Source organism: Arthrobacter sp. D5-1 (assembly GCF_017357425.1).
Lineage (GTDB): Bacteria > Actinomycetota > Actinomycetes > Actinomycetales > Micrococcaceae > Arthrobacter.
Genome location: NZ_CP014571.1, coordinates 704,805 through 726,244 on the forward strand (window position 1 = coordinate 704,805; position 21,440 = coordinate 726,244).

General features: G+C 63.0%; 17 protein-coding genes. 9 read left to right on the top strand and 8 right to left on the bottom strand.

Annotation, left to right across the window (positions count from 1 at the left end):
* Window positions 1-5 precede the first annotated feature (5 nt).
* The gene (locus AYX22_RS03415) at window positions 6-239 is read left to right on the top strand and encodes a DUF6480 family protein (protein WP_091465072.1); all 234 of its coding nucleotides are present in this window, start codon (window positions 6-8) and stop codon (window positions 237-239) included.
* Window positions 240-279: 40 nt separating this feature from the next.
* On the opposite strand, the gene AYX22_RS03420 is transcribed toward AYX22_RS03415, so the two are convergent.
* Together AYX22_RS03420 and AYX22_RS03425 are read right to left on the bottom strand one after the other, a co-directional pair.
* On the bottom strand, window positions 280-2,154 hold the full coding sequence (locus tag AYX22_RS03420; protein WP_207596122.1) for a glycerophosphodiester phosphodiesterase family protein: 1,875 nt from the start codon (window positions 2,152-2,154) through the stop codon (window positions 280-282).
* Between the two features lie 110 nt (window positions 2,155-2,264).
* Window positions 2,265-2,867 carry a TetR family transcriptional regulator gene (locus AYX22_RS03425; RefSeq protein WP_207596123.1) on the bottom strand — a complete coding sequence of 201 codons (603 nt, stop codon included), beginning with the start codon at window positions 2,865-2,867 and terminating at the stop codon, window positions 2,265-2,267.
* Window positions 2,868-2,956: 89 nt separating this feature from the next.
* Between AYX22_RS03425 and AYX22_RS03430 the strand changes: the two genes are divergently transcribed.
* Together AYX22_RS03430 and AYX22_RS03435 are read left to right on the top strand one after the other, a co-directional pair.
* Window positions 2,957-4,411 (top strand): APC family permease, encoded by a 1,455-nt coding sequence (locus AYX22_RS03430; protein ID WP_207596124.1) that lies wholly within the window; start codon window positions 2,957-2,959, stop codon window positions 4,409-4,411.
* Complete coding sequence (locus AYX22_RS03435) at window positions 4,404-6,098, top strand: amidohydrolase (RefSeq protein WP_207596125.1); 1,695 nt, start codon at window positions 4,404-4,406, stop codon at window positions 6,096-6,098. The genes AYX22_RS03430 and AYX22_RS03435 overlap by 8 nt, the downstream gene beginning before the upstream one ends.
* Before the next feature lie 28 nt (window positions 6,099-6,126).
* Here AYX22_RS03435 and AYX22_RS03440 read toward each other — a convergent pair whose 3' ends face one another.
* Window positions 6,127-6,864 carry an alpha/beta hydrolase gene (locus tag AYX22_RS03440; RefSeq protein ID WP_207596126.1) on the bottom strand — a complete coding sequence of 246 codons (738 nt, stop codon included), beginning with the start codon at window positions 6,862-6,864 and terminating at the stop codon, window positions 6,127-6,129.
* A gap of 73 nt (window positions 6,865-6,937) precedes the next feature.
* Here AYX22_RS03440 and AYX22_RS03445 point away from each other — a divergent pair, with 73 nt between their 5' ends.
* Window positions 6,938-7,627 (top strand): WYL domain-containing protein, encoded by a 690-nt coding sequence (locus AYX22_RS03445; protein WP_207596127.1) that lies wholly within the window; start codon window positions 6,938-6,940, stop codon window positions 7,625-7,627.
* Here AYX22_RS03445 and AYX22_RS03450 read toward each other — a convergent pair.
* Window positions 7,624-8,325 (bottom strand): GntR family transcriptional regulator, encoded by a 702-nt coding sequence (locus AYX22_RS03450; protein ID WP_207596128.1) that lies wholly within the window; start codon window positions 8,323-8,325, stop codon window positions 7,624-7,626. The two genes, AYX22_RS03445 and AYX22_RS03450, sit on opposite strands and share 4 nt — an antisense overlap.
* A 155-nt stretch (window positions 8,326-8,480) precedes the next feature.
* On the opposite strand from AYX22_RS03450, the gene AYX22_RS03455 reads away from it, so the two are divergent.
* Window positions 8,481-11,306 (top strand): FAD-binding and (Fe-S)-binding domain-containing protein, encoded by a 2,826-nt coding sequence (locus AYX22_RS03455; RefSeq protein WP_207596129.1) that lies wholly within the window; start codon window positions 8,481-8,483, stop codon window positions 11,304-11,306.
* A 39-nt stretch (window positions 11,307-11,345) separates the two neighbouring features.
* Here AYX22_RS03455 and AYX22_RS03460 read toward each other — a convergent pair whose 3' ends face one another.
* Window positions 11,346-13,094, bottom strand: coding sequence for an FAD-dependent oxidoreductase (locus AYX22_RS03460; protein WP_207596130.1), 1,749 nt, complete (start codon window positions 13,092-13,094; stop codon window positions 11,346-11,348).
* A gap of 71 nt (window positions 13,095-13,165) precedes the next feature.
* On the opposite strand from AYX22_RS03460, the gene AYX22_RS03465 reads away from it, so the two are divergent.
* Window positions 13,166-14,107, top strand: coding sequence for a LysR family transcriptional regulator (locus AYX22_RS03465; protein ID WP_207596131.1), 942 nt, complete (start codon window positions 13,166-13,168; stop codon window positions 14,105-14,107).
* 6 nt (window positions 14,108-14,113) lie between these two features.
* On the opposite strand, the gene AYX22_RS03470 is transcribed toward AYX22_RS03465, so the two are convergent.
* Together AYX22_RS03470 and AYX22_RS03475 are read right to left on the bottom strand one after the other, a co-directional pair.
* The gene (locus tag AYX22_RS03470; RefSeq protein WP_207596132.1) at window positions 14,114-15,100 is read right to left on the bottom strand and encodes a malate dehydrogenase; all 987 of its coding nucleotides are present in this window, start codon (window positions 15,098-15,100) and stop codon (window positions 14,114-14,116) included.
* Window positions 15,101-15,257: 157 nt separating this feature from the next.
* Window positions 15,258-16,625, bottom strand: coding sequence for an MFS transporter (locus AYX22_RS03475; protein ID WP_207596133.1), 1,368 nt, complete (start codon window positions 16,623-16,625; stop codon window positions 15,258-15,260).
* A gap of 611 nt (window positions 16,626-17,236) precedes the next feature.
* On the opposite strand from AYX22_RS03475, the gene AYX22_RS03480 reads away from it, so the two are divergent.
* Complete coding sequence (locus AYX22_RS03480; RefSeq protein ID WP_207597452.1) at window positions 17,237-18,433, top strand: IS30 family transposase; 1,197 nt, start codon at window positions 17,237-17,239, stop codon at window positions 18,431-18,433.
* 97 nt (window positions 18,434-18,530) lie between these two features.
* Here the strand turns inward: AYX22_RS03480 and AYX22_RS03485 are convergent, their stop codons facing one another.
* Window positions 18,531-19,364 (bottom strand): alpha/beta hydrolase, encoded by an 834-nt coding sequence (locus AYX22_RS03485; protein WP_207596134.1) that lies wholly within the window; start codon window positions 19,362-19,364, stop codon window positions 18,531-18,533.
* 96 nt (window positions 19,365-19,460) lie between these two features.
* Between AYX22_RS03485 and AYX22_RS03490 the strand changes: the two genes are divergently transcribed.
* Window positions 19,461-20,033, top strand: coding sequence for a TetR/AcrR family transcriptional regulator (locus AYX22_RS03490; RefSeq protein WP_207596135.1), 573 nt, complete (start codon window positions 19,461-19,463; stop codon window positions 20,031-20,033).
* Between the two features lie 105 nt (window positions 20,034-20,138).
* Window positions 20,139-21,440, top strand: a complete 1,302-nt coding sequence (locus AYX22_RS03495; protein ID WP_207596136.1) for a cation:proton antiporter — start codon at window positions 20,139-20,141, stop codon at window positions 21,438-21,440.

The following is a 21,440-nucleotide window of genomic DNA, read 5'->3' on the forward strand; positions in this document are numbered from 1 at the left end:
TGAACGTGTCAGGAAGCAACCCCGATCCATATGAAGACAAGATCACCGGTTTGGAGCCAGGTGGAGGAGTGCCCCCGGGGGAGACCCCTCCTGGCGAAGCCTCCACCGCCGGACCGCAGGGCCATGACGAGGGAGGCCCCAGGAAGGGCACTCAATTCCTGTGGCTGGCAGCCATCGGTGCCGGCGTGCTGCTGACGCTGCTGTTCTTCATCGGCTACATCGTCGGCTTCTTCGACTAGCTGGGAATCCCGGGAAACGCGTGATGTCGTCCGTCGAAGGTCAGAGCGCTGCTGCGTCGCTGGCGATGATCGCGGCGAGCTCCGCGGGGATGCCGTTCCCCGAAGCAGCCTTGGCATCGGCCTCGACGTCTGCCCAACGTTCGCGGTCCACGTTTTTCATGAGCTTGTCGCGCACCTTGCTGTCGATACCGTCTGAGATGAGGACGACGTAAAGTCCGGACTTGCTGGCCTGGACGGTGAAGGTGATGGACGCCGTCGCCTCTCCTCCCGGGCCGCTGGCTGTGGCGATGAGGGTGTGCTGCCCGGCCGCGAGCGTCAGTGCCTTGACGGCGTCGCCTTCCGCGACCGTGTGCCCGTCGAGCTGGATGGTGACATTGTCGGCGTTGGTGGTTTCCACAGCGGGGGTGACGGTGTCGCCGCGGCTCAGAGTGGCGCCCTCGAGCTTTCCTGCGAAGCGGACGGACGGAGCCTCAGGGGTGGGAGCGGTGGGGGTAGCGCTTTGGAAGCCCACAAGGGCGCCGGCGCGGTTGGTGATGATGCCGTCCACGCCGGCCTCGGTCATATCCTTCCATTGCTGCGGGCTGTCCACGGTGTAGGGCATCACGGCGATGCCGGCTTGGTGCAATTCCTTGATGGCATCTGGACGGGCGGCAAGCGCTGACCAACTCGGGTTGTACGTGACGGCTCCGAACTGCTTGGCTGCAGCCACAACGTCAGCGTCCAAGGCACCCCGGAGCAGGCCGAGCCTCAGGGATGGCTCGTACTCGCGCGCGTAGCTCAGAACGTTGGTGTCGAAGCTCTGCAGGATGGTCTGCTCCAGCATGCCGCGCTCCTTGAGCATGTCAACCACACGCTGGACTTCTGAGCGGGTTTCCGGGCCTTTGATCTCCAGCAGCAAGCCGGCGCCCTCGGTATTGGTCTGGTCCAGGAACTCAGCAAGGGTGGGAACCTTGGCGCCGGCATAGGCCGGGGAGAACCAGGATCCTGCTTCCAGCCCGGCAATGTAGCCGGAGCTCAGGGTAGAGACGTCGCCGGTCCCGGACGTCACGCGATCCACAGTGTTGTCGTGAATGACCACTGGGACGCCGTCCTGCGTGGTGTTGACGTCCATCTCGATCCAGTCGGCGCCGGCCCGGCCTCCCGAGAGGAGGGCCTGGAGTGTGTTCTCGGGGATGACTGAGGACAGTCCCCGGTGGGCGATCACTGCGGGCTTTTCTCCGGGCTTGATCAGCAGGGATTCGGTGGCAGGCAGTTCGGTGACTTTGATGTCGTCGTAGGAAACTGTTGCACCGTTGGCGACGAGGCCAAGAACGCCATTGTCTGTGCGGATCAGGCGGTTGGTTTCCATCACTTTCTGGCCGTTGAAGAACCATGCGGCCTTCTTGCCTCGAACGTCGACGGAAACGCGGACGTCCTTCCCCGTACCAGCGTCCGAAGGAGCGGCGGCGGTATTGGTGACGTTCCATGCGTTGGAGGCGTTGCGCTCGGCAAACTCCAAGCCGTTGGTGGCAGTGCTCCCTGAGCGCATGGTCGCAATCCAATAGGGGACACTGCCATCGGGCTTCATATCCAGTGCCAAGGCGGACCAGCGGGCAGCGTTGAGTACATTCTCAAAGCGGACCGTTGCTTCAAGCCGGTAGTTGGCCAGGTGCGGCCCGAAGGTGATCCGCGAAAGCTGGTTGGAGGAGGTGCTGGTTCCGTAGAGGCGGCCGTTCTCCACCTTCCAGGTTCCCTCGACAGCAGTGAAGCCGTCGGGGAGGCCGGTGCCGGAGAAGTCCTGACTGTAGGCAGGCGCCGGTTCGACTTGCTGGTCGGGGGACGCCGGGGCAGCATTGGCGGGAGCGAGGGGTAGAAGCGCTGTGGCCAGCAGTGCTGCTGCCACGAGACTGGAGCTAAGCCGTTTTGGAGTATTCACCCTCACGACGGTAGGCAGCTTGCTTTCCCGCATGAGGTACAAACGGGGAACCCAGCTTGAACAGACTCTTAAGAAACCGCTTACGGAGCGCCTGGTGGGACCTCAACGCATCAGGGCAATGGGCGGCAACCAATCTGTTCTGCAAAGGCAAGCATCGCGTCGCATGCCATGTCCACCGTCACGAGCCTGTTCCCGGCAACAATGTGCAGGCTGTACGCATCTTCAAGTGCCACCATGTTCATGGTTGCCTGGTCCAGGTCGGTGGAAATGCTGAACGCGCCCGAGGCGTTGCCCTCTTCGAAGATCGCCCGGTAGGTGGCGGTCTGCCGCAGGTACATCTGCTGGACCAAGGTGTCGTGCAGTTCTGACTGTCCGGCCATGAAGTCGAATTCGTAGAGCAGGCGCATGAGGGCGTCGTCGGGACCGCTGGGCAGGCCCGCGGAGATGGCCGCCCGGAGCTTTTCAGCGGGCGAGGAAAGTTGGGCCACCACTGCGTCCCTGTGGTCGCAGAACCGCTCAGTTCCGGCACGATGCGCCTCGACGAGGAGGGCATCCAGATCGTCGAAATAGTAGAGCAAAGCCCCTCTGGTCAGCCCGGCCCTCTTGGCGACATCGGTGAGGGATAGTGAGCGCAGACCTTGGGTTGAGGCCTCTTTGAGGGCAGCCTCCACGAGTTCGGATCGGCGCTGTTCCTGGGTGTTGGGTCTTGCCATGCTCTTGACACTATCCGATGTGAGCTGCCACACTCCAATAGTTATTTGACACTGACGTCAAAAAACTAATTCAACCCGAATGGATCCCCATGGAACAGCCCATCACCTCCGTTCCGGCGCAACCCCCAAGTCCCCCGGGCGCCGGGACCGGCCGAAACTATGACGCCTCACTGTCCCGCAGCCTTGGCCTCGGCGGAAACATCCTCATCACTCTTTCCTCCATCTCGCCTGCTTCCAGCGTCTTCATCCTTGGCGGCGCCGCGCTGACAGCCTTCGGCACAGGTGTCGTCTGGGGATTCCTGATCGCGGGCGTCGTGAGCATTTTGGTGGCCTTCTGCTATGCCGAACTTGCTTCCGCCTATCCTGTGGCAGGCGGCGATTATTCACTCGTTTCAAGGGCCTTGGGTCCGGCGTTCGGAGTCGCCACCTTCTTCATCAGCTTGGTGTCCTTGCCCCTGATCGTGGCGGTCTTCGCACTGGGTGTAGCGGACTATCTGGGAGTAGCGATCGCGGGACTCTCTCCATTGCAGACGGCGCTTGCCGTAGTTGTTCTCACCACCATCACCGCCTGCTTCAATATACGGGCCAATGCTTGGCTCACGGGTATCTTTCTGTTCATAGAGCTGGCGGCCCTTGTGCTCCTGGCGGTTTTGGGCCTGATCCACATTGAGCGTCCTGTCGAAACACTGTTTACGGCCCAAGCCCTGGATCCCGACACGGGGTCATTGGCGCCGCTTGCGATATCCGGGCTCATGATCTGCGTGACGCAAGGGATCTTCTCCTTCAACGGTTACGGGGGAGCGGTCTACTTTGCGGAGGAGACCAAGAATCCCAAGCGCAACCTTGCCCGTGCGGTGATCTGGAGCGCGGCCGTCACCATTGCCGTCGAGATCGTCCCGCTCGGTGCGATCCTCCTTGGTGCGTCCTCCCAAGAGGAGCTGTTCGGCTCTGAACTCCCCGTGGAAGTCTTTCTGAGCGAGCGTGCCGGGGAAGCAGTCACCATGCTGGTTCTGCTGGCGGTGGCGTTTGCCATCATCAACGCGATCATTGCCATCACTCTCCAAGCCGGGCGCCTGCTGTATGCGGGGGCCCGTGATCAGGCCCTGCCCGGCGGGGTGTCCCGCGGCCTGCGCCGCGTCAGTGCCAAGGGTCAAGTGCCGGTCGCGGCCACCGCCGCCATGGGCGTCTTTGCTTTCCTGGCCTGCTTCGTTCCTCTTGACGTCCTGCTCACGGCTACGGGTTCCACGCTCACGTTCAGCTACCTTTTCATTGCGTTGGCAGCCATCCACCACCGCCGCACCAACGGCAGCCGGACCGGCTACCGGATGCCGTGGTGGCCCCTTCCGCCGGCTGTGTGTATCGCGGCTCTGTGCTTGGTGTTCATCGTGGCAATTCTTGACCCGGCACAATGGCTCAGCCTGGGCATCTCCCTGGTCTTCGTGACCGGCGGTTTCGCCTACTACTTCCTGTACCTCCGGCCGCGGAGCGGGACCCACCTTCTACTGCTTGACGCTGTTCTTGACGAGGAGAACCACAATGCTTGACCTGCTGCTTCACAACGGGGCTGTCCGCACTTTTGATGGTGCCGGCTGGGCCCAAGCCGTCGGGATTACGGGCGGATACATCACCTACGTGGGAACGGACGATGATGCTCCGGCGGCCCGCCATCGGATCGACCTCAACGGACGCCTGCTGACTCCCGGCATCATTGACAGCCACAACCACTTGCTCCTCGGCTTCGACCCGGATGCCGTTAGCCTCGAAGGTGCTTCCTCCCTGGGCGAAGTCCGGAAGCGGATCGCCGAACACGCAGTGGAGCGGCCGGAGCTGGACTGGATCTGCGCCGAGAATGCCGTGTATTCGGTGGTGGAAGGGCGGCGGCCCAATGCTTCGGACCTACGTGGAGTGACGGACCGCCCGGTTTTCATCACCACCTACGACCAGCACTCGGTGTGGCTCAACGACGCCGCGCTGAGAGTGCTGGGCATCACCCATGAATCATCCATCCCGTGGGGACGTCCGGAAGTCGATGCCGATGGGAACCCGACCGGGTGGGTCACCGACTTCTACACGAGTGCCATGACCGCCTCAGGACTGCGCGGACTGCAACGCGATATCCCCATGTATTCTCCTGACCGTCGCTACCGGCGCATCACCTCAAGCCTGGCGATGGCTGCAGCGAGCGGCATCACCACAGTGGTGGAACCCCAGGTGCCCTTGGCGGAGCTCGATCTTATGTATCGTGCCCGGGCAGAGGGAAAAATGCACTCGCGCGTGATCACCGCTCTCTTCCACCCCGTGGGTTCCGACGCAGAGTTCCGCAAGGACCTGCGCGAGGCAGTGGACAGTGCGCCGGTGGACGACATGCTTCGGCTTGGTCCGGTCAAGCTCTACGCGGATGATGTGATCGAACCACACACTGCCGCCATGCTTGCAGACTACGCCAACCGACCAGGGCACCGCGGCTCCCCGAGTATGCCACCCAACGAGTTCACGGCGATGCTGGGCGAGCTCCATAGGCTTGGCTTCCAAACCCACACCCACGCCACCGGCGACTGGGGAGTGCGCATGGCGTTGGATGCGATTGAAAGCGCCCAACGCAGCAACCGCACCACGGACCACCGTCACGGAATTGTGCATGTGGAGTGTTTGGACGACGCCGATCTGCCCCGCTTCGCCCGGTTGGGAGTTGTTCCTGCAATGCAGCCGCGGCACTGTTCCCCGGACTTGGTGGCCGGCACGTGGATGGACAACGTTGGTGAGGGGCGCTGGGACCGTGCGTGGCGGTTCAAGTCACTCGCAGACTCGGGCGCCCGGTTGGCTTTTTCCAGCGACTGGCAGGTGGGAGAGATGGACCCGCTGGTGGGTTTCTACACCGCACTCACCAGGGCGGGTCTCGACGGCGGCTCGGCCTGGACCCCCGATGAATGCCTCGACCTCGACACCACCCTCCGTGCGTATACACAAGGCGGCGCGTGGGCGTGGCACGCCGAGAACGAACTGGGCGTTATCCGCGCAGGAGCCAGGGCCGACGTCGTGGTCTGGTCTGCCAACCTGTACACGCTGGAGGCCTCGGAACTGCTCGGCGAGCGGGCTGATCTGACAATCGTCGGTGGCGCCGTAGTCCACGACGCCCGCCGGGAGTTCAGCGACGATCCGCCGGTGCCCGCGTCAGCGGCCGGTGTTGGGCACGGCGTCCCGGCCGAGTCGCACTCGACCTGCGCGCACTGAAGGGGCGACGGCGGCGGGTCGCCTCGCCTCATCGGCGGTCCTTGGCAGTTGCTTCGTCAATAACGATGCTGAGGTCGACGGGTCGGCTCCACATCGGCCAGTGGCCAGTGGGGAGGTCGACAAGTTCGAGGTTACGGAGGGTGGCGACCTCTGCCATCATGGGGTCGCCTTCGCGCGCCATCTGCATCAGAACCTCGGAGGGATAGGAGCAGGCGATGATCGTCGAGGGGACGTCTCGTCGGGAGTCGTGCTGAAGATGCAGTGGAGCGCGCACGACGTTCGCGGGCATCGGCACCGCTCGCTGACGGAATAGTTCAAGGTCCCTCCTGCTGAGCCCGTCGAGGCTCGCGCCCAGCTGGTCAAAGGGTGGCAGCATTACTTCTTGTTGATCTGGTGGCCCGGACGCATCGACGACAAAGCCATTCGAGGCAGGGCCACTGTCGACGTAGATGATTCTGGTGACGGCGGTGGGGTTCTGGTCCAGGAGGACGGAGGCGGGGACTCCGGCGCCGCTGTGAACGACGAGCACCACGGGGGAACCGTCGTTGCCGGCAGTCCTCACAGCCAAGCGCAAAGCGTCGGCCTGGTCGGCCAGAGTCCTTGAAGCCCGCTCGGGATCCTCGGGGTCAAGGCCCGGCAGCGTCACTGCTGTGACGCGGTGTCCGCGGCTGCGCAGATCCGCCACGACGGCGTCCCACGCCCATCCACCCAGCCAATGGCCAGGGACGAGAACGATTGACGTTTGAGTGGTTGTGATTGTTTCCATGTCTCCATGCTCGCGCGCGCTCCGGACAACCCCATGTCACTATTTCAGTCACTATTTCTGCGATAGTGGCAAAATGAACAGAACCGCGCGCCTTCATGCCCTTACTGAGTCACTGCGCCGGGCAGGCACTCGTGGGCGCACTGCGCAGCAGCTTGCCGATGAGTTTGAGGTGGCCCTTCGCACCGTCAAACGTGACTTGGCCGCGCTCCAGGCCGGCGGGTTGCCAGTCTGGGGGCGAACAGGTCCAGGCGGCGGTTACGGGCTGACGGAAATGTCGTCGCTGCCGTCGGTGAATCTCACCGCCGCGCAGGCGTTGGCCCTCAGCGCGGCAGTGTCCGCGAGCAATCAAGCACCGTTTTCCGATTCGGCCCGCGCCGCGATCCGGAAAGTGCTGGACGTGCTGGACCCAGTTGCCCGCCGTCGAGCCGCTGAACTGTCCCAGCGAATCTGGGTCGACGTCGGCCCGGCGCCACACCGTCGGGTGATGTCAGTGCTTGAGCAAGCCACTATTGACCAAGTCACCGTAAAACTGACCTACACCGATTCCAAGGGCGACACCACGCGGCGTGAGGTGGAGCCGATGATCTTCGCTCTCAACGGTAACCGGTGGATGCTTGTGGCATGGTGCAGATTGCGTGACGGCATCCGTTGGTTTGATCTGACCCGGATCCAGCGCGCAACCGCCACCCGTCATCCATGTACGGGCCATCACGTCGACGAGATCGGCACCCCTCCCGAATTTGCGCGCCCCATCGATATCTAGCCCTTCGGCTGCCCGGGCCGTAAACGTGCGGGGTCCGGACGTGCAGCGGGGTCCCCTCCCATGGCTTCGGCCAAGCGGTCCCGCGCGCGGCCGAGGTGTTCGTCCAGCAAGGCTGCTGCTGCGTCCGCCTGGCCGGATTCGATGAGCTCAAGTATTTTCCGGTGTTCGGCATGGATCAGCGAGGTATCCAGGAGATGCAGGGACTGGACGCGGACCATGCACATCCGCACTTCTCCCACGAGCGAGCGGTACATCCGGCTGAGCCGCTCGTTCCCCACGGCGTCAATCAGGCTGGTGTGGAAACGCATGTCAGGTTCCACCACGTCCAGGGGAGTGCCGCTTTGGAGCGCGGCGATGTCCCGGTTCGCCTGCACTGCTCCCTCCGGAACCGTCTTGCTGTGGGCGAGCCGCCGCAGCACTTCACTTTCGAGGTATGCCCGGGCGAGGTAGATGTCGCGCACGGAGTCTGGTCCGAGATCCACAACGCGAGCGGTCTTGTGCGTTCCGCGCTCCAGCAGGCCCTCGGGTACGAGTTTCTCAATGGAGGCCTTGGCGGTGGGCCGGGCTACCTCGTAGGAGGTGGCGACGTCCGTTTCCGTGAGCGTATCGCCCGGGCCCAGGTCACCGGCAAAGATGCGGCTGCGGAGGTCCGCTGCGATGGCGTCGACGATTGAAACTGCTGAAACTCGGCCCTGCAACGAGGCCTCCTTGAAGGGTTGAAGTGGATCTCCACGTCCTATCGTGCCAGACAAGTCAGCAAAGAATTCTTGACCGGCATGCGTACTTGTTAGACAATCGTATCGTGTTGATCTTCCGGCAGTCCACCCCCGTACTCGATTGGATGGTGCCCTAGTTGGCTTCCCTTGACCTTGCTGGTTTCCGCGCTGCGCTGCAGGATCCCGCCGCAGTACGCACCAGGGCCATCGATCGTCACGCCAATGCCCATGACGCCTCGCATTTCCTGTTGATTCCGCAGGCTGTGGTGACAGCGGGAAGTGCTGCCGACGTCGGAGGTTTGTTGCGCGCCAGCGCCGCCCAGGGCGTGCCGCTGACTTTCCGCTCCGGCGGTACCAGCTTGAGCGGACAGGCTGTCACCGACGGCGTGCTGGTGGATGTTCGCCGGAACTTCAGGGACATTGAGGTGCTCGACGACGGCGCCCGGGTTCGTGTCCAGCCCGGCGTTACCGTTCGGGCCCTGAATGCGAGGCTCGCTCGCTACGGCCGGAAGTTCGGGCCCGATCCGGCCAGCGAAGCGGCGTGCACCATAGGCGGGGTAGTAGCCAACAATTCCTCCGGCATGAACTGCGGCACCGTGGACAACACGTACCGCACTTTGGAGTCGCTGACCGTAGTGTTGCCTTCCGGGACGGTCGTGGACACCGGGGCGCCCGACGCCGGGGAAAAGCTCCGCACCGTTGAGCCGGATCTCTACCGTGGCCTGGCGCGGTTGGCTGAACGGGTCCGGAGCAACCCCGACTCTGCCCAGAGGATCCGGCAGCAGTTTTCCATGAAGAACACCATGGGCTACGGCCTGAACTCCCTGCTCGACTTCCAGAACCCGGTGGAGATCATGGCACACCTGATCATCGGCAGCGAAGGCACTCTGGGATTCGTGGCTGAGGCGGTGTTCCGGACCATTCCCCGGCTCCAGTATGCTGCAACGGGTCTGCTGGTTTTTCCTGATCTCGAGGCAGCCAATGCTGCGCTGCCCGCTCTCGTTGACACCGGGGCCGCCACCATCGAACTCATGGATGCGTTGTCGCTCAAGGTGGGCCAGACGCTCAAGGGGACTCCCGCCGTCGTGCATGACATTGCGGTCCGTGACAATGCCGCCCTCCTGGTGGAGTATTCCGCAGGTAGTGCCGACCAACTGAAGGAGCTTCGGGCGGGCGGGTCGGGAATCCTGCAGAGCCTTGGGCTTTCCGCCCCCGCGCAGTTCACCGCCGATCCGCGGGAGCGCGCGCAACTGTGGCAACTGCGAAAAGGCCTGTACGCCTCCGTGGCCGGCGCGCGCCCCCAAGGCACCACGGCTCTGTTGGAAGACATTGTGGTGCCGGTGCCCGCGCTTGGTCGCACTTGCCGGGGCCTGATCGGGCTGTTTGACAAGTACGGGTACAGCAACAGCGTGATCTTCGGCCATGCCAAGGACGGCAACGTCCACTTCATGCTGACCGACGGCTTTGCCTCGACGTCCGAACTGGACCGATACAGCGCTTTCACCGAGGACATGGTGGACCTTGTCCTTGCCGAAGGAGGATCGTTGAAGGCCGAGCACGGCACGGGGCGTGTCATGGCCCCGTTCGTCCGCCGGCAATACGGCGAGGAGCTCTACGACGTCATGCGCACCATCAAGCGGCTCTTCGACCCCGCAGGCATGCTGAACCCGGGTGTGGTGATGGATGAGGACCCTGTGGCCCCCCTCCGGCACATCAAGACAGCCCCGCCAGTAGCGGAGGAAGTGGATCGCTGCGTTTCCTGCGGATATTGCGAACCGGTGTGTCCCAGTAAGGACATCACCCTCACGCCGCGCCAAAGAATCGTCACCCTGCGTGCCATTGAATCCGCGCGACTGGCCGGAGACTTGGCGTTGGTGAAGGAGCTGGAGCGAGACTACGGGTACGAGTCGGTGGACACCTGCGCCGTGGACGGCATGTGCCAAACCGCCTGCCCGGTGGACATCAACACAGGATCACTGGTGAAGCGCCTGAGGAAGAACGACGCCGGAAAACTCGCCAACGGCGCGTGGAACGCCGCAGCCAAGCACTGGGAAGGTGTCACTCGCGGGGCGGCCCTTGCCCTGACCGTGGTGGACAAGCTCCCAGCGGCCGTCATCAAGCCACCCAATACAGCGGCGCGGGCTGTCCTGGGGGCAGATGCTGTACCCCTGTACTCCACGGAGCTTCCAGGCGGAGGTTCACCGCGGAAACGCCCTGCTCCTTCGGGGCATGTTGATGCCGTCTATTTCCCTGCCTGCGTCAACACCATGTTCGGTCCGGCAGGGGCATCACCTGAAGCCGGCGGACGCGGCGTGCAGTACAGCTTTGAACAACTGTCTGCCCGGGCAGGGCTAACGCTCCTGGTTCCACAAGGTATTGACGGCCTGTGCTGCGGGACGCCGTGGTCCTCCAAAGGGATGGCTGACGGCCAGGAAACCATGGAAGCGAAAACAGTCGCAGCGCTCCGGCACGCCACCCGTGACGGCGAGTTGCCCATCGTCTGCGACGCCTCTTCCTGCACGGAGGGCCTCCGCCATGCCGTGGAATCCGACGTCCCCGCCGAGGGCCAGCTTCCCCTGCACATCGTTGACGCCGTGGACTTCGCCGCAGAACGGATACTGCCCCTGCTGCCCGAGCACGGGAAACTTCAAACACTGGTGCTGCATCCCACCTGCTCGTCAACGCGGATGGGACTCAATGATGCGCTGGGCGTGGTTGCAGGTGCAGTGGCGGAACGCGTGGACATTCCCGAGAACTGGGGTTGTTGTGCGTTTGCCGGTGACAGGGGCATGTTGCATCCGGAACTGACGGCGTCGGCAACAGCGCGTCAGGCCGCGGACGTAGCGGACCTGAACGCTGCTGCCCACGCCTCCTGCAACAGAACCTGTGAGCTCGGCATGACACGGGCCACGGGATCCCAGTACCGGCATGTACTTGAGTTGCTGGAAGAGGTCACCCGGTAAGCGTCCTGTACCAAGGGCCGCGGTCAGCTGGCGGGTGTTTTACTCGACGAGCTTCCCGGAGACGGAATCGTCCGCGGAGGCCTCGGCAAGGGCTCGGAAGGAATCCGGAGCCGGAGGCAGACTTTCGAATCTGACGCCCTCGTCCGTTGACCAGACAAAGTTCCCCTGGAGTGAGGGATCTGCCGTTGGGAAGTCCGCACGGTTGTGGGCGCCGCGGGTTTCGCGGCGTTCAAGGGCGCACTCGAGGGTGGCCCGTGCTGCCAGCAGGGAGCCCAGAAGGTCGTAGGCGTGGGCCAGATCATCGAACCCGGCGATGTCCGGGTGGGCGGTGACCAGCTGGGCGCGCTCCTCCAAGGCCGTCAGCTTCTCGAGTCCTTGTTCCAGTCCCTGTTCAGTGCGGACCACCCCGGCGTGTTCGGTCATGAGGTTGCGTAGTTCACGCTGTAGCCGCCGTGCGGATTCTGTCCCGCGTTCACTGAGCAGTGACTGCATTTCCCCGCGGGCTGTTCCTACAGCGGCGGGATCCCGGACCAGATGGGTACGCGAATGGACGTAGTCGGCCACATGCTCGCCGGTGATACGTCCGTAAACGAGCAGCTCAATCAGTGAATTGCCGCCGAGACGGTTGGCGCCGTGGAGCCCGGACGATGCCTCGCCGATTGCGTAGAGGCCGTTCACTCCTGTTCCGTGGTCCTCGGGGGCAACCCAGACCCCACCCATCGAGTAGTGGGCTGTGGGCGCAATTTCGATTTTGGTGGTGGTGATGTCCAGCATCTGAAGGTCGATCAGGGTGCGGTAGACCCGAGGCAGCTTTGCCATGATGGTTTCCCGTGGCAGGTGGGACACGTCCAGGTAGACGCCGCCCTTCCGGGTCCCGCGACCTTCGGCGACTTCGGTGAAGGCGGCCAGCGCAACCCGGTCCCGGGTGGAAAGTTCCATGCGCTCGGGGTCGTAGCGTTCCATGAAGCGCTCACCGAGGGCGTTGGTGAGGATGCCTCCTTCTCCACGGGCCGCCTCGGAGACCAACGTGCCGGCCGCGTCGTCGGGCTCCAACAGACCGGAAGGGTGGAACTGGACCAGCTCGGCGTCGCGGATCCGGGCTCCGGCCAGGGCAGCCAGCCGGAAGGAGTCCCCGGTGTTTTCATCGCGCCGGGAAGAGGTGTGCCGCCAGATGCGGGTATGTCCGCCTGCGGCCAGGATGACGGCATCGGCGTGGATCTGCACAGGGGTCCCATCCACGACGTCGAATCCATAGGCTCCGAAGATAGTGCCGTCGGCGACGAGCAACCGGGTGATGTAGACGGTGTCGATGATGGGCACGTTCAACTCTGCCGCCCGGCGCATCAGCGTGCGCTGGATCTCCAACCCGGTGTAGTCCCCGGCGTAGGCCGTGCGGCGATACTTGTGCGCTCCGAAGAAGCGCTGGGAGATCCGTCCATCTTCCTCGCGGGCGAAGGGCATGCCCCACCGTTCAAGGTCCTCAATGCCGCGGGCAGCGTTGCGGGCAACTGTTTCGACAATGGACGGGTCGGCCAGGAAGTAGGACTCCCTCAGGGTGTCGGCGGCGTGCTGTTGCCAGCTGTCCTCCGGGTCCATCGTGCCCAAAGCAGCGTTGATGCCACCGGCGGCAAGGCTCGTGTGGGCGTCGTGCTTGCGCCGCTTTCCCACCGCCAGCACCTGCACGCCCCGCTGGGCGAGCTCAATCGAGGCGCGCAAGCCGGCGCCGCCGGTGCCGATCACCAGCACCGAGGTGGACAGGAGTCGTTCTGGATTGGAGTTGAGGTTCATGATGTCAACGCTAGGAGGAATGGCTTCATGTCTCCAATGAATTATTTGAGTGAAAATCATGCGTTTAGGCTATGACCATGAAGCTGGAGCAGTTACGCACCTTCGAGGCGATCGCCCGAGTGGGCCATTTCACACGCGCGGCCGAGCAACTTTATCTCGCGCAACCTTCCCTCAGCAGGCAGATCGCCGCACTCGAGGCCGATCTTGGAATGGCTCTCTTCCACCGCGGACCGTCCGGGGCGACCCTGACGAATGCGGGGGAGCTCCTCCTGCCCATCGCCCGGCGCATGCTCGGTGACGCGCAGACCGCGCGGGAGCAAATGAACGAGCTCGCAGGGTTGCGCCGGGGCCGCATTCGCCTGGGCGCCCCGCCTACGCTGTGTGTCTCACTGGTGGCCGATGTGCTGGCCTCTTTCCGAAAGGCGCACCCCGGAATTGAATTGCACATCACTGAAGGCGGTTCGCGGTTCCTTGTTGATGCCCTGAATGAAAGCGCGCTGGATCTGGCTTTGGTGGTCACCCGCGGCGTGGACCCCACTGTGAAGGGAACTGAGCTGATTCCGTTGCTGACTGAGGAGCTGGTAGTTGTCTCCGCCGCGGGATCGGCGGCGCACGAAGAACTCACCCTGGAAGAGTTGGCGCGCATTCCGCAGGTGGCCTTTAACCGCAGCTATGACCTGCGGGTGGCCACCGAGGCGGCATTCTCCGCCAGCGGCTTGGAACCGGTGATCGCCGTCGAAGGCGCCGAGATGGACGCCGTGCTGCGGTTCGTGGAACGGGGACTGGGTGTTGCAGTGGTGCCGGCAATGGTAGTCATCGGCCGGCCCGGACTGCACAGTGCCCGTCTGGTCAATCCCTCACTGACAAGAACCGTCAACCTGGCCCGACGCGACGACATTGGTCCTTCGGCAGCCGCAGCAGCTATGCAGGAGTTCATCTTCAGCACAGTTGACCGGCTGGCGGCACCCGGCACCGACCTTGCACGGCTGGTCACGCCAACGGAACGTCGCTGATGGAGATCAGATCAATCCCAGTTCCGCCACGGCAGCCCGCTCCTCGGAAAGCTCGGCGGCTGTCGCATCCATCTTCCTGCGGCTGAAATCGTTCACTTCCAGCCCTTCAACAATTTCCCAGTTCCCGCCTGAGGTAGTCACCGGGTACGAATAGATGAGACCTTCGGGCACCCCGTATGACCCATCGGAGGCAACGGCCATCGAAACCCAATCGCCCTCGGGGGTGCCGAGCAGCCAGTCGCGGGCTGCGTCGACGGTTGCCGACGCTGCCGATGCCGCGGAGGACGCACCCCGGGCATCGATGATCGCTGCACCCCGCCTGGCAACCGTGGGGATGAATTCGTTCTCGATCCAGTCCTGGTCATTCACCACCTCAGCCGCGTTCCGCCCGGCGACTTCTGCATGAAAGATGTCCGGATACTGCGTGGCGGAATGATTGCCCCAGACGGTCATTTTGCGGATATCCCCCACCTTGGCTTGGGTCTTTTTCGCCAGCTGTCCAAGGGCGCGGTTGTGATCAAGGCGGGTCAGGGCGCTGAACCGCCCGGCGGGGATGTCCGGGGCGTTGCTCATCGCGATCAAGGCGTTGGTGTTGGCCGGGTTGCCCGTCACGCCGATGCGGACATCGTCGGCTGCGACCCGGTTCAGCGCCTTGCCTTGGGCCGTGAAAATAGCACCATTGGCACTGAGCAGGTCGCCGCGTTCCATGCCTTTGGTCCGAGGACGTGCGCCGACGAGCAAGGCAAGGTTGACGCCGTCGAAAATGTGGTCTGCGTCGTCGCCGATTTCGACCGAGTCGAGTGCGGGAAACGCGCAGTCATCGAGCTCCATCACCACACCCTCCAGTGCCTTCAACGCCGGCGTGATCTCCAGGAGCCGGAGTTGCACTGGCGTATCAGCACCGAAGAGGGCACCGCTGGCGATCCGGAAGAGGAGGCTGTAGCCGATCTGGCCGGCCGCGCCAGTCACAGCGATCTTAATGGGCGTGCTCATACTCTCGTTCTCCTTGCTGGTGGGCTTTGCAAGCTGTATGTCATGCTGCCACAGAGCTGGTCAACGACTAACTGCGAAGTCGCCGGAGAAATGCGAAATCGCCGGAAAGGACCAGCGAACTGGAGCCCTTCCGGCGATCCCGGTGCACGGAAACCTGTCAGCGGGTTTCGAGGTCCTCCAGCGACTTGCCCTTCGTGTCAGAGGACATGAGGGTGGCTACGGCTGAGACGAGGCAAATCCCGAGGGTGGTCAAGCCGATGACCAGGGGGATATTCGCCGATCCCGGGGGAGCGATCGCCGTGAACAGGCTGGGGAAGAAGGACGCGATCATAAGCCCGATGTTCTGGGAGACTGCGAAGCCCGTGACCCGCATCCGCATGGGGAACTGCTCCTGGAAGAATGTGGCGAACGTGGCATTCCACATCTGGAAGAGGATGCCCTGCACAATCACCACGCAGAGGAACACCAGGGGCAGGCTGCGCTGTTCGATGGCCCACAGGTAAACCACGGTCAGCAATCCGCCGGCAATGCCGCCCGCCACCATCAGTGTCCGCCGGCCAATCCTGTCGGACAGGGCGCCGAACAGGGGGATGGTCAGCACTGCGGCCACGTTGGCTGCCAAGGTTACCCAGAGGAACTCGCTGCTGGAGAAGCCGATGCCGTATCCCTTCTGGGTAGCGAAGGAGACACCGAAGATGAGGGTCGCCATGCCGATCACGTTGGTGAAGGTCATGATGATGCATCGGACCAGGACCCAGGGGTGGGTGCGCAGGAGGTCCACCAGCGGGAAGCGGCGCTTGACGCTGGCGTCTTCGGAGTGGGCCAGGTAGGCGGGTGGCTCTTCAACGCGGCGCCGGATAACGTACCCGGCCACGATCACCACGGCGCTGAGCAGGAACGGCAGGCGCCAGCCCCAGGAGTGGAACTGCTCGTCGGGAAGGAGGGCGGCAAGCGGAATCAGTACCGCGGTAGCCAGGATTGAACCCACCTGCGTTCCCTGCAGGCTGAAGCTCGCGAAGAAGCCGCGTCTCGCATCAGGAGAGTGCTCCACGATCATCGCGCTGGCGCCGCCGAGTTCACCTGCAACGGCGAATCCTTGGATCAGGCGGAGGATCACCAGCAGAACTGGCGCAAGGAGGCCAACTTGCCCATACGTCGGCAGCAGCCCGACGGCAAAAGTAGCGAAGCCCATGAGCAGCATCGCGAAAACGAGCACCTTCTTGCGTCCGTGCCGGTCACCATAGGCTCCCAGGATCACGGCACCGAGTGGGCGGGAAACGTACCCCACCGCGTAGGTCGCCAACGAGGCGATGATGCCAACCGTGGGATTTTCGGTGGGGAAGAAGATGGTGGGAAACAGCAGCGTGGCCGCCAGCGAATACAGTGCGAAGTCGTAATACTCCAGCGCGCTTCCGATCCAACCGCTCATTGCGGCTTTCTTCGGATCCTTCTGGCCGGTGGTTCGTTCGGGCCCGGCAGGGTGCTCGGGGGAGGGGGCGGGATCCCTCCGGTGCGTGACTGTCACGTCGCTGTACTCCTCTGGCGTCATTGGCAAGGAACAAGAACTCTTCCCATCCAGGACTGAACAAAGTGGTCATTCAGCGTGAGGAAGGTTACATCTTGAATCGATTCATAAATCATAGGACGTGACGTGCGCTACGTCAACGCACGACGACGGCAGGCCACGGTGGGTTCGATTGGAACGGCCGGTTCTAGCGGTCGTTGCAACACCCAGAATTTTTGGGAGTTGCAACGACCGTGTCGTCTTTAAAGAAGGTACCGGTAAACCGGCGGATGTACGCGCCTGAGCTAAGGACTCAGTTCTTTCAAGCCCTTGATCGTCTTGGCAGCGTCACTGCCGCAGCTTCGGAACTTGGACTGAATCGGGTGACTTGTTACCAGTGGTGCCGGAAGGCCGGCGTCCGGAACGAGAAGGTCGTCAGGACGCAGTACGCGCCAGAGCAGAAGGAAGAGTTCTTCACGGTCCTCCGGCGCGTGGAGAGCGTGACTCTGGCCGCTGCCGAACTTGGTTTGAACGTCAATACCTGCCACCGCTGGGCCTCGGAAGCGGGAATTGCCAGCAAAGCCCCAGGATCCGACCGGCGGGAAAAATTCCTCCGGCTGCGGAAGGTCGGAATGAGCCGAAGCGAAGCCATCACCGCCGTAGGTGTCAATCCTAAGACCGCCCGGGAGTGGGAACGCGGGATCAGGAAGTCTGGTGGGCGACGCATTTATCCGGATGGCCGGGTGGTCGATTACAAACGTGGTGTGACCACTAAGACCTCTTCCACCGGCACACCAGGAGTGGTGCCGGTGGAAGTATCAGCGTTAGAGAAACCTATTGACCCGCGATACCTCAATGTTCAGGAACGGGAATTGATCCGGGATCTGCAGGCAGCTGGCTCCTCGGTGAGGGCGATCGCCCGCACCATCGGCAGATCGCCTTCAACAGTCAGCCGGGAGCTGGCACGAAATACCGACCCCCTCCTGGGCTACTTGCCCCACGGAGCGCATCGCAAGGCAGCTACCCGGCGGAGGCGGCCCAAGTCCGCCAAACTGGCCATCGAGTCGGGCCTGCGCAACTACGTGAAAGACAAGTTGCTCCTACGCTGGTCTCCAGAGCAGATCAGCCACACCCTGGTCGAAGAATTCCCCGACAGACCGGAGATGCGCGTGAGCACCGAGACCATTTATCAGGCCCTCTACCTCCAGGCACGGGGCGGACTCAAACGCGAGGTCCAGGCAGCGCTACGCACCGGCCGGACCCGCCGGAAACCCCACCGCACGGACGAGCAGCGCACCCCCAGATTCGTCGACCCGATGATCATGATTTCCGAACGACCACCCGAGATCGAGGACCGCGCGGTGCCCGGCCATTGGGAGGGCGACCTCATCACCGGGGCCCTGAACCAGTCCGCGATCGCGACCTTAGTCGAGCGCACCACCCGATACGTGATGCTCGTCCACCTCCCGGGCGACCACACCGCCGAAACTGTCCGCGACGGCCTCATCAAAACAATGGCGACATTGCCGGCACACCTGCGAGGCTCCCTGACCTGGGACCAAGGCGCCGAAATGGCAGCCCACAAATCCTTCACCCTCGCCACCGACATGCAGGTCTATTTTTGCGACCCCGCCAGCCCCTGGCAACGCGGCTCAAACGAAAACACCAACGGCCTGCTACGCCAATACTTCCCCAAAGGCACCGACCTATCCGCCTACGGACCCGAAGACCTCGAACACGTCGCCCAGGAACTCAACGGCCGCCCACGCAAAACGCTCGGCTGGAAAACCCCAGCCGAGCGCCTACGTGATTTACTACTAACCACCTAACCAACAGGTGTTGCAACGACTCCTAGAAACCGCCAACCAAGGTGACCTGCCGCCGTCGTAACGGTTTTAGTTGTGCGTGGTAAGGGGTCGGAGGTGGCTACTTCGCCAGGAAGCGCAGCAGGATCTCGTTGATCTCAGCGCCGTGTGTCCACAGCATGCCGTGGGGCGCGCCCTCGATCTCGACGTATTCGGCGGAGGGGAGCCGCTTGGTGAATTCCCGTCCGGTGGCGTCGATCGGCAGGATGCGATCGTCGGTGCCGTGAACGATCAAAGACGGGACGGTGACCTTCCCGATGTCGGCGCGGAAGTCCGTGAGCCATGAATCCACGACGGCGAAGGATGCGTACCAGGACGATCCTGCGGCGACATTCCACGAGTTCCGCAGGGCTTCCTCGCTGAGACGGTTGCCAAGGAAGTTATCGGTGTTGAAGAAGTCGTTGTAGAAGTTGGTGAACCAGGCGTAGCGGTCCTCGATGGCTGCGTTGCGAATGCCGTCGAACACGCTGGACGGGACGCCGGTGGGGTTGTCGTCCGTCTGGAGGAGGAAGGGCTCGAGGGATGCCAGGAAGGCGGCCTTCGCAACGCGGCCTTCGCCGTAGGTGCCGAGGTAGCGCCCTACTTCGCCGGTACCCATCGAGAAGCCCACCAGTACTGCGTTGTTCAGGTCCAGGGTTTCGAGGACTGTGTTGAGGTCGGCGGCGAAGGTGTCGTAGTCGTAGCCGGTGGTCGGCTTGCTGGACTTGCCGAACCCGCGGCGGTCGTAGGTGATGACGCGGTAGCCGGCGTTGAGGAGGGTTGCGGTTTGCTTCTCCCAGGAGCCGCCGTCCAGCGGGTAGCCGTGGATCAGGACTACGGGCTGACCTGTTCCATGGTCTTCGTAGTAGAGCTCGATGTCAGTGGTGTTTTCGGTGCCGACCTTGATGAAACCCATGATATTGTCCCTTTTCTGCGAGTAGAGAACGATCGTTCTCTTCTGGTGTTTACCATCGTAGAGAACGTTCGTTCTCTTTGCAAGTAGAATGGATGCATGAATGTTTCCGAAGTCCGCGAACGCATCGTTGCCACTGCTGACGAGCTCTACAATGCCAAGGGAATTCAGGCTGTTGGGATGGACGAGTTGCGTTCCGCTGCCGGGGTTTCGCTGAAGAAGCTTTACGGGGAATTCCCGTCAAAGAGCAGCATTGTCATGGCCGTACTGGAGTACCGGCATCAGTCCTGGACCGAAGGGCTGGACGCTACAGTCCAACAAGCCGGGGCGCCGCGGGAGCGGCTCCTTGCCATCTTCGACTACCTTGCCGGTTGGTTCTGCCAGGACTCATTCCGCGGGTGCGGTTTCATTAACAGCTTCGCCGAGCTGGGTGCCGTGAGCCCCGAGGTCGCCGAGTATGCGCGGAAGCACAAAGAATCATTCCAGGAATACGTCGCCCGCCTGGCGGTGGAGGCCGGTGCTCCGGGCTACTTGGCGCCGCAACTGGCCATCCTCGCCGAAGGCGCCCAGACTACAGCGGCCATCGCCGGAACGTCCGACGCCGCCGGGCAAGCGCGTCAAGCGGCTGAGGTCCTCATCGACGCGGCCTTGGGTGTCGCCTGGGCTGGATGAGGTCTGGCCGGATCTTGCCGGCTGGAGGGGCGGGATAGCAGAACGGCGCTGCCGGGACTAGGCTTCTGGGATGCGCCGAACGGCGCATCAGGAAGAAGACCATCCGTGTTTGAAGTCCCCAGCATCCTGTTCCTTTCGGCAGGCGTTGCGGTGTTGGCCGCTGCTGTCTTGCCAAAGTTGTTGCGACGCATGCCGCTGTCCATGCCCATGGTCTTTCTTGGCAGCGGCATCCTCGCCTTCACCTTGCTTCCCGAGCTGCCGGACCCGGATCCCGTTCAGTATGGCGAGTTCACCACGCACCTGACCGAGATCTGCGTCATCATCTCCCTTATGGGGGCCGGTTTGGCGTTGGACCGGCCATTCCGTTGGCGTGGATGGTCCACCACGTGGCGCTTGCTCGGCATCGTCATGCCTTTGTGCATCCTTGTGATGACGCTCCTGGGGCTGTGGGTGCTGGGCTTGGGGCTCGCCGCAGCCATCCTCGTGGCAGCCGCGATCGCACCCACGGACCCTGTGCTGGCGTCGGAAGTGCAGGTTGGCAGGCCCGCGGACAGCGAGGAGGACCCGGACGAAGACGAGGTTCGTTTCGCCTTGACCTCCGAGGCGGGTTTGAATGACGGGCTTGCCTTCCCCTTCGTTTATCTCGCCATCCTTATCAGCCTCGTGGGGGCCTCCCCGGCCGGTTGGCTGGGGGAGTGGGTTGCTGTGGACGTTCTATGGCGAACTGTTGCCGGTGTGCTCATTGGGTACGGTACGGGCAAGTTGCTGAGCTTGGTCTTTTTCGCAGCCAAACGCAAGAGTTTTCGTTTGTCCGAGCATTCCGAAGGATTTGTGGCCCTGGCGGCGACGTTCCTGGCCTACGGTGCAACGGAGATGGTGTCCGGCTATGGGTTCGTTGCAGTTTTCATTTGCGCCTTGACCATTCGATCCGCCGAACGCAACCACGCGTACCACCAAGTGCTGCACAGCTATGTGGAGCAGTTGGAACGCCTCATGACAGTAGTGATCCTGGTCCTCCTTGGGGGCGCCATAGCCCGCGGCTTATTGGAGGGGATCGGCTGGGCGGAGCTGTTGGTCGCCCTGGCGTTCCTTCTGGTTGTCCGCCCCGTGGTCGGATGGATCGGGCTCATGCGCGGAAAGACCGGTCCCCGCGAACGCCTGGCTATTTCCTACTTCGGAATTCGCGGGATCGGCTCCCTGTTCTACGTTGCCTTCGCGCTGAGCCACGGAAACTTCGGGACAGAGGCCCGCGAATTGTGGGCCATGGTCGGTTTGGTAGTGGCTTTGTCGATCGTGGTACACGGCGCCACCACTGCGCCCTTGATGAATCGACTGGACCGTTTGCGCGTTGCCGAAGCGCGCAAACAACATGGCGACGAAGGCCGCGCACCAACCACTGCTGTCTAG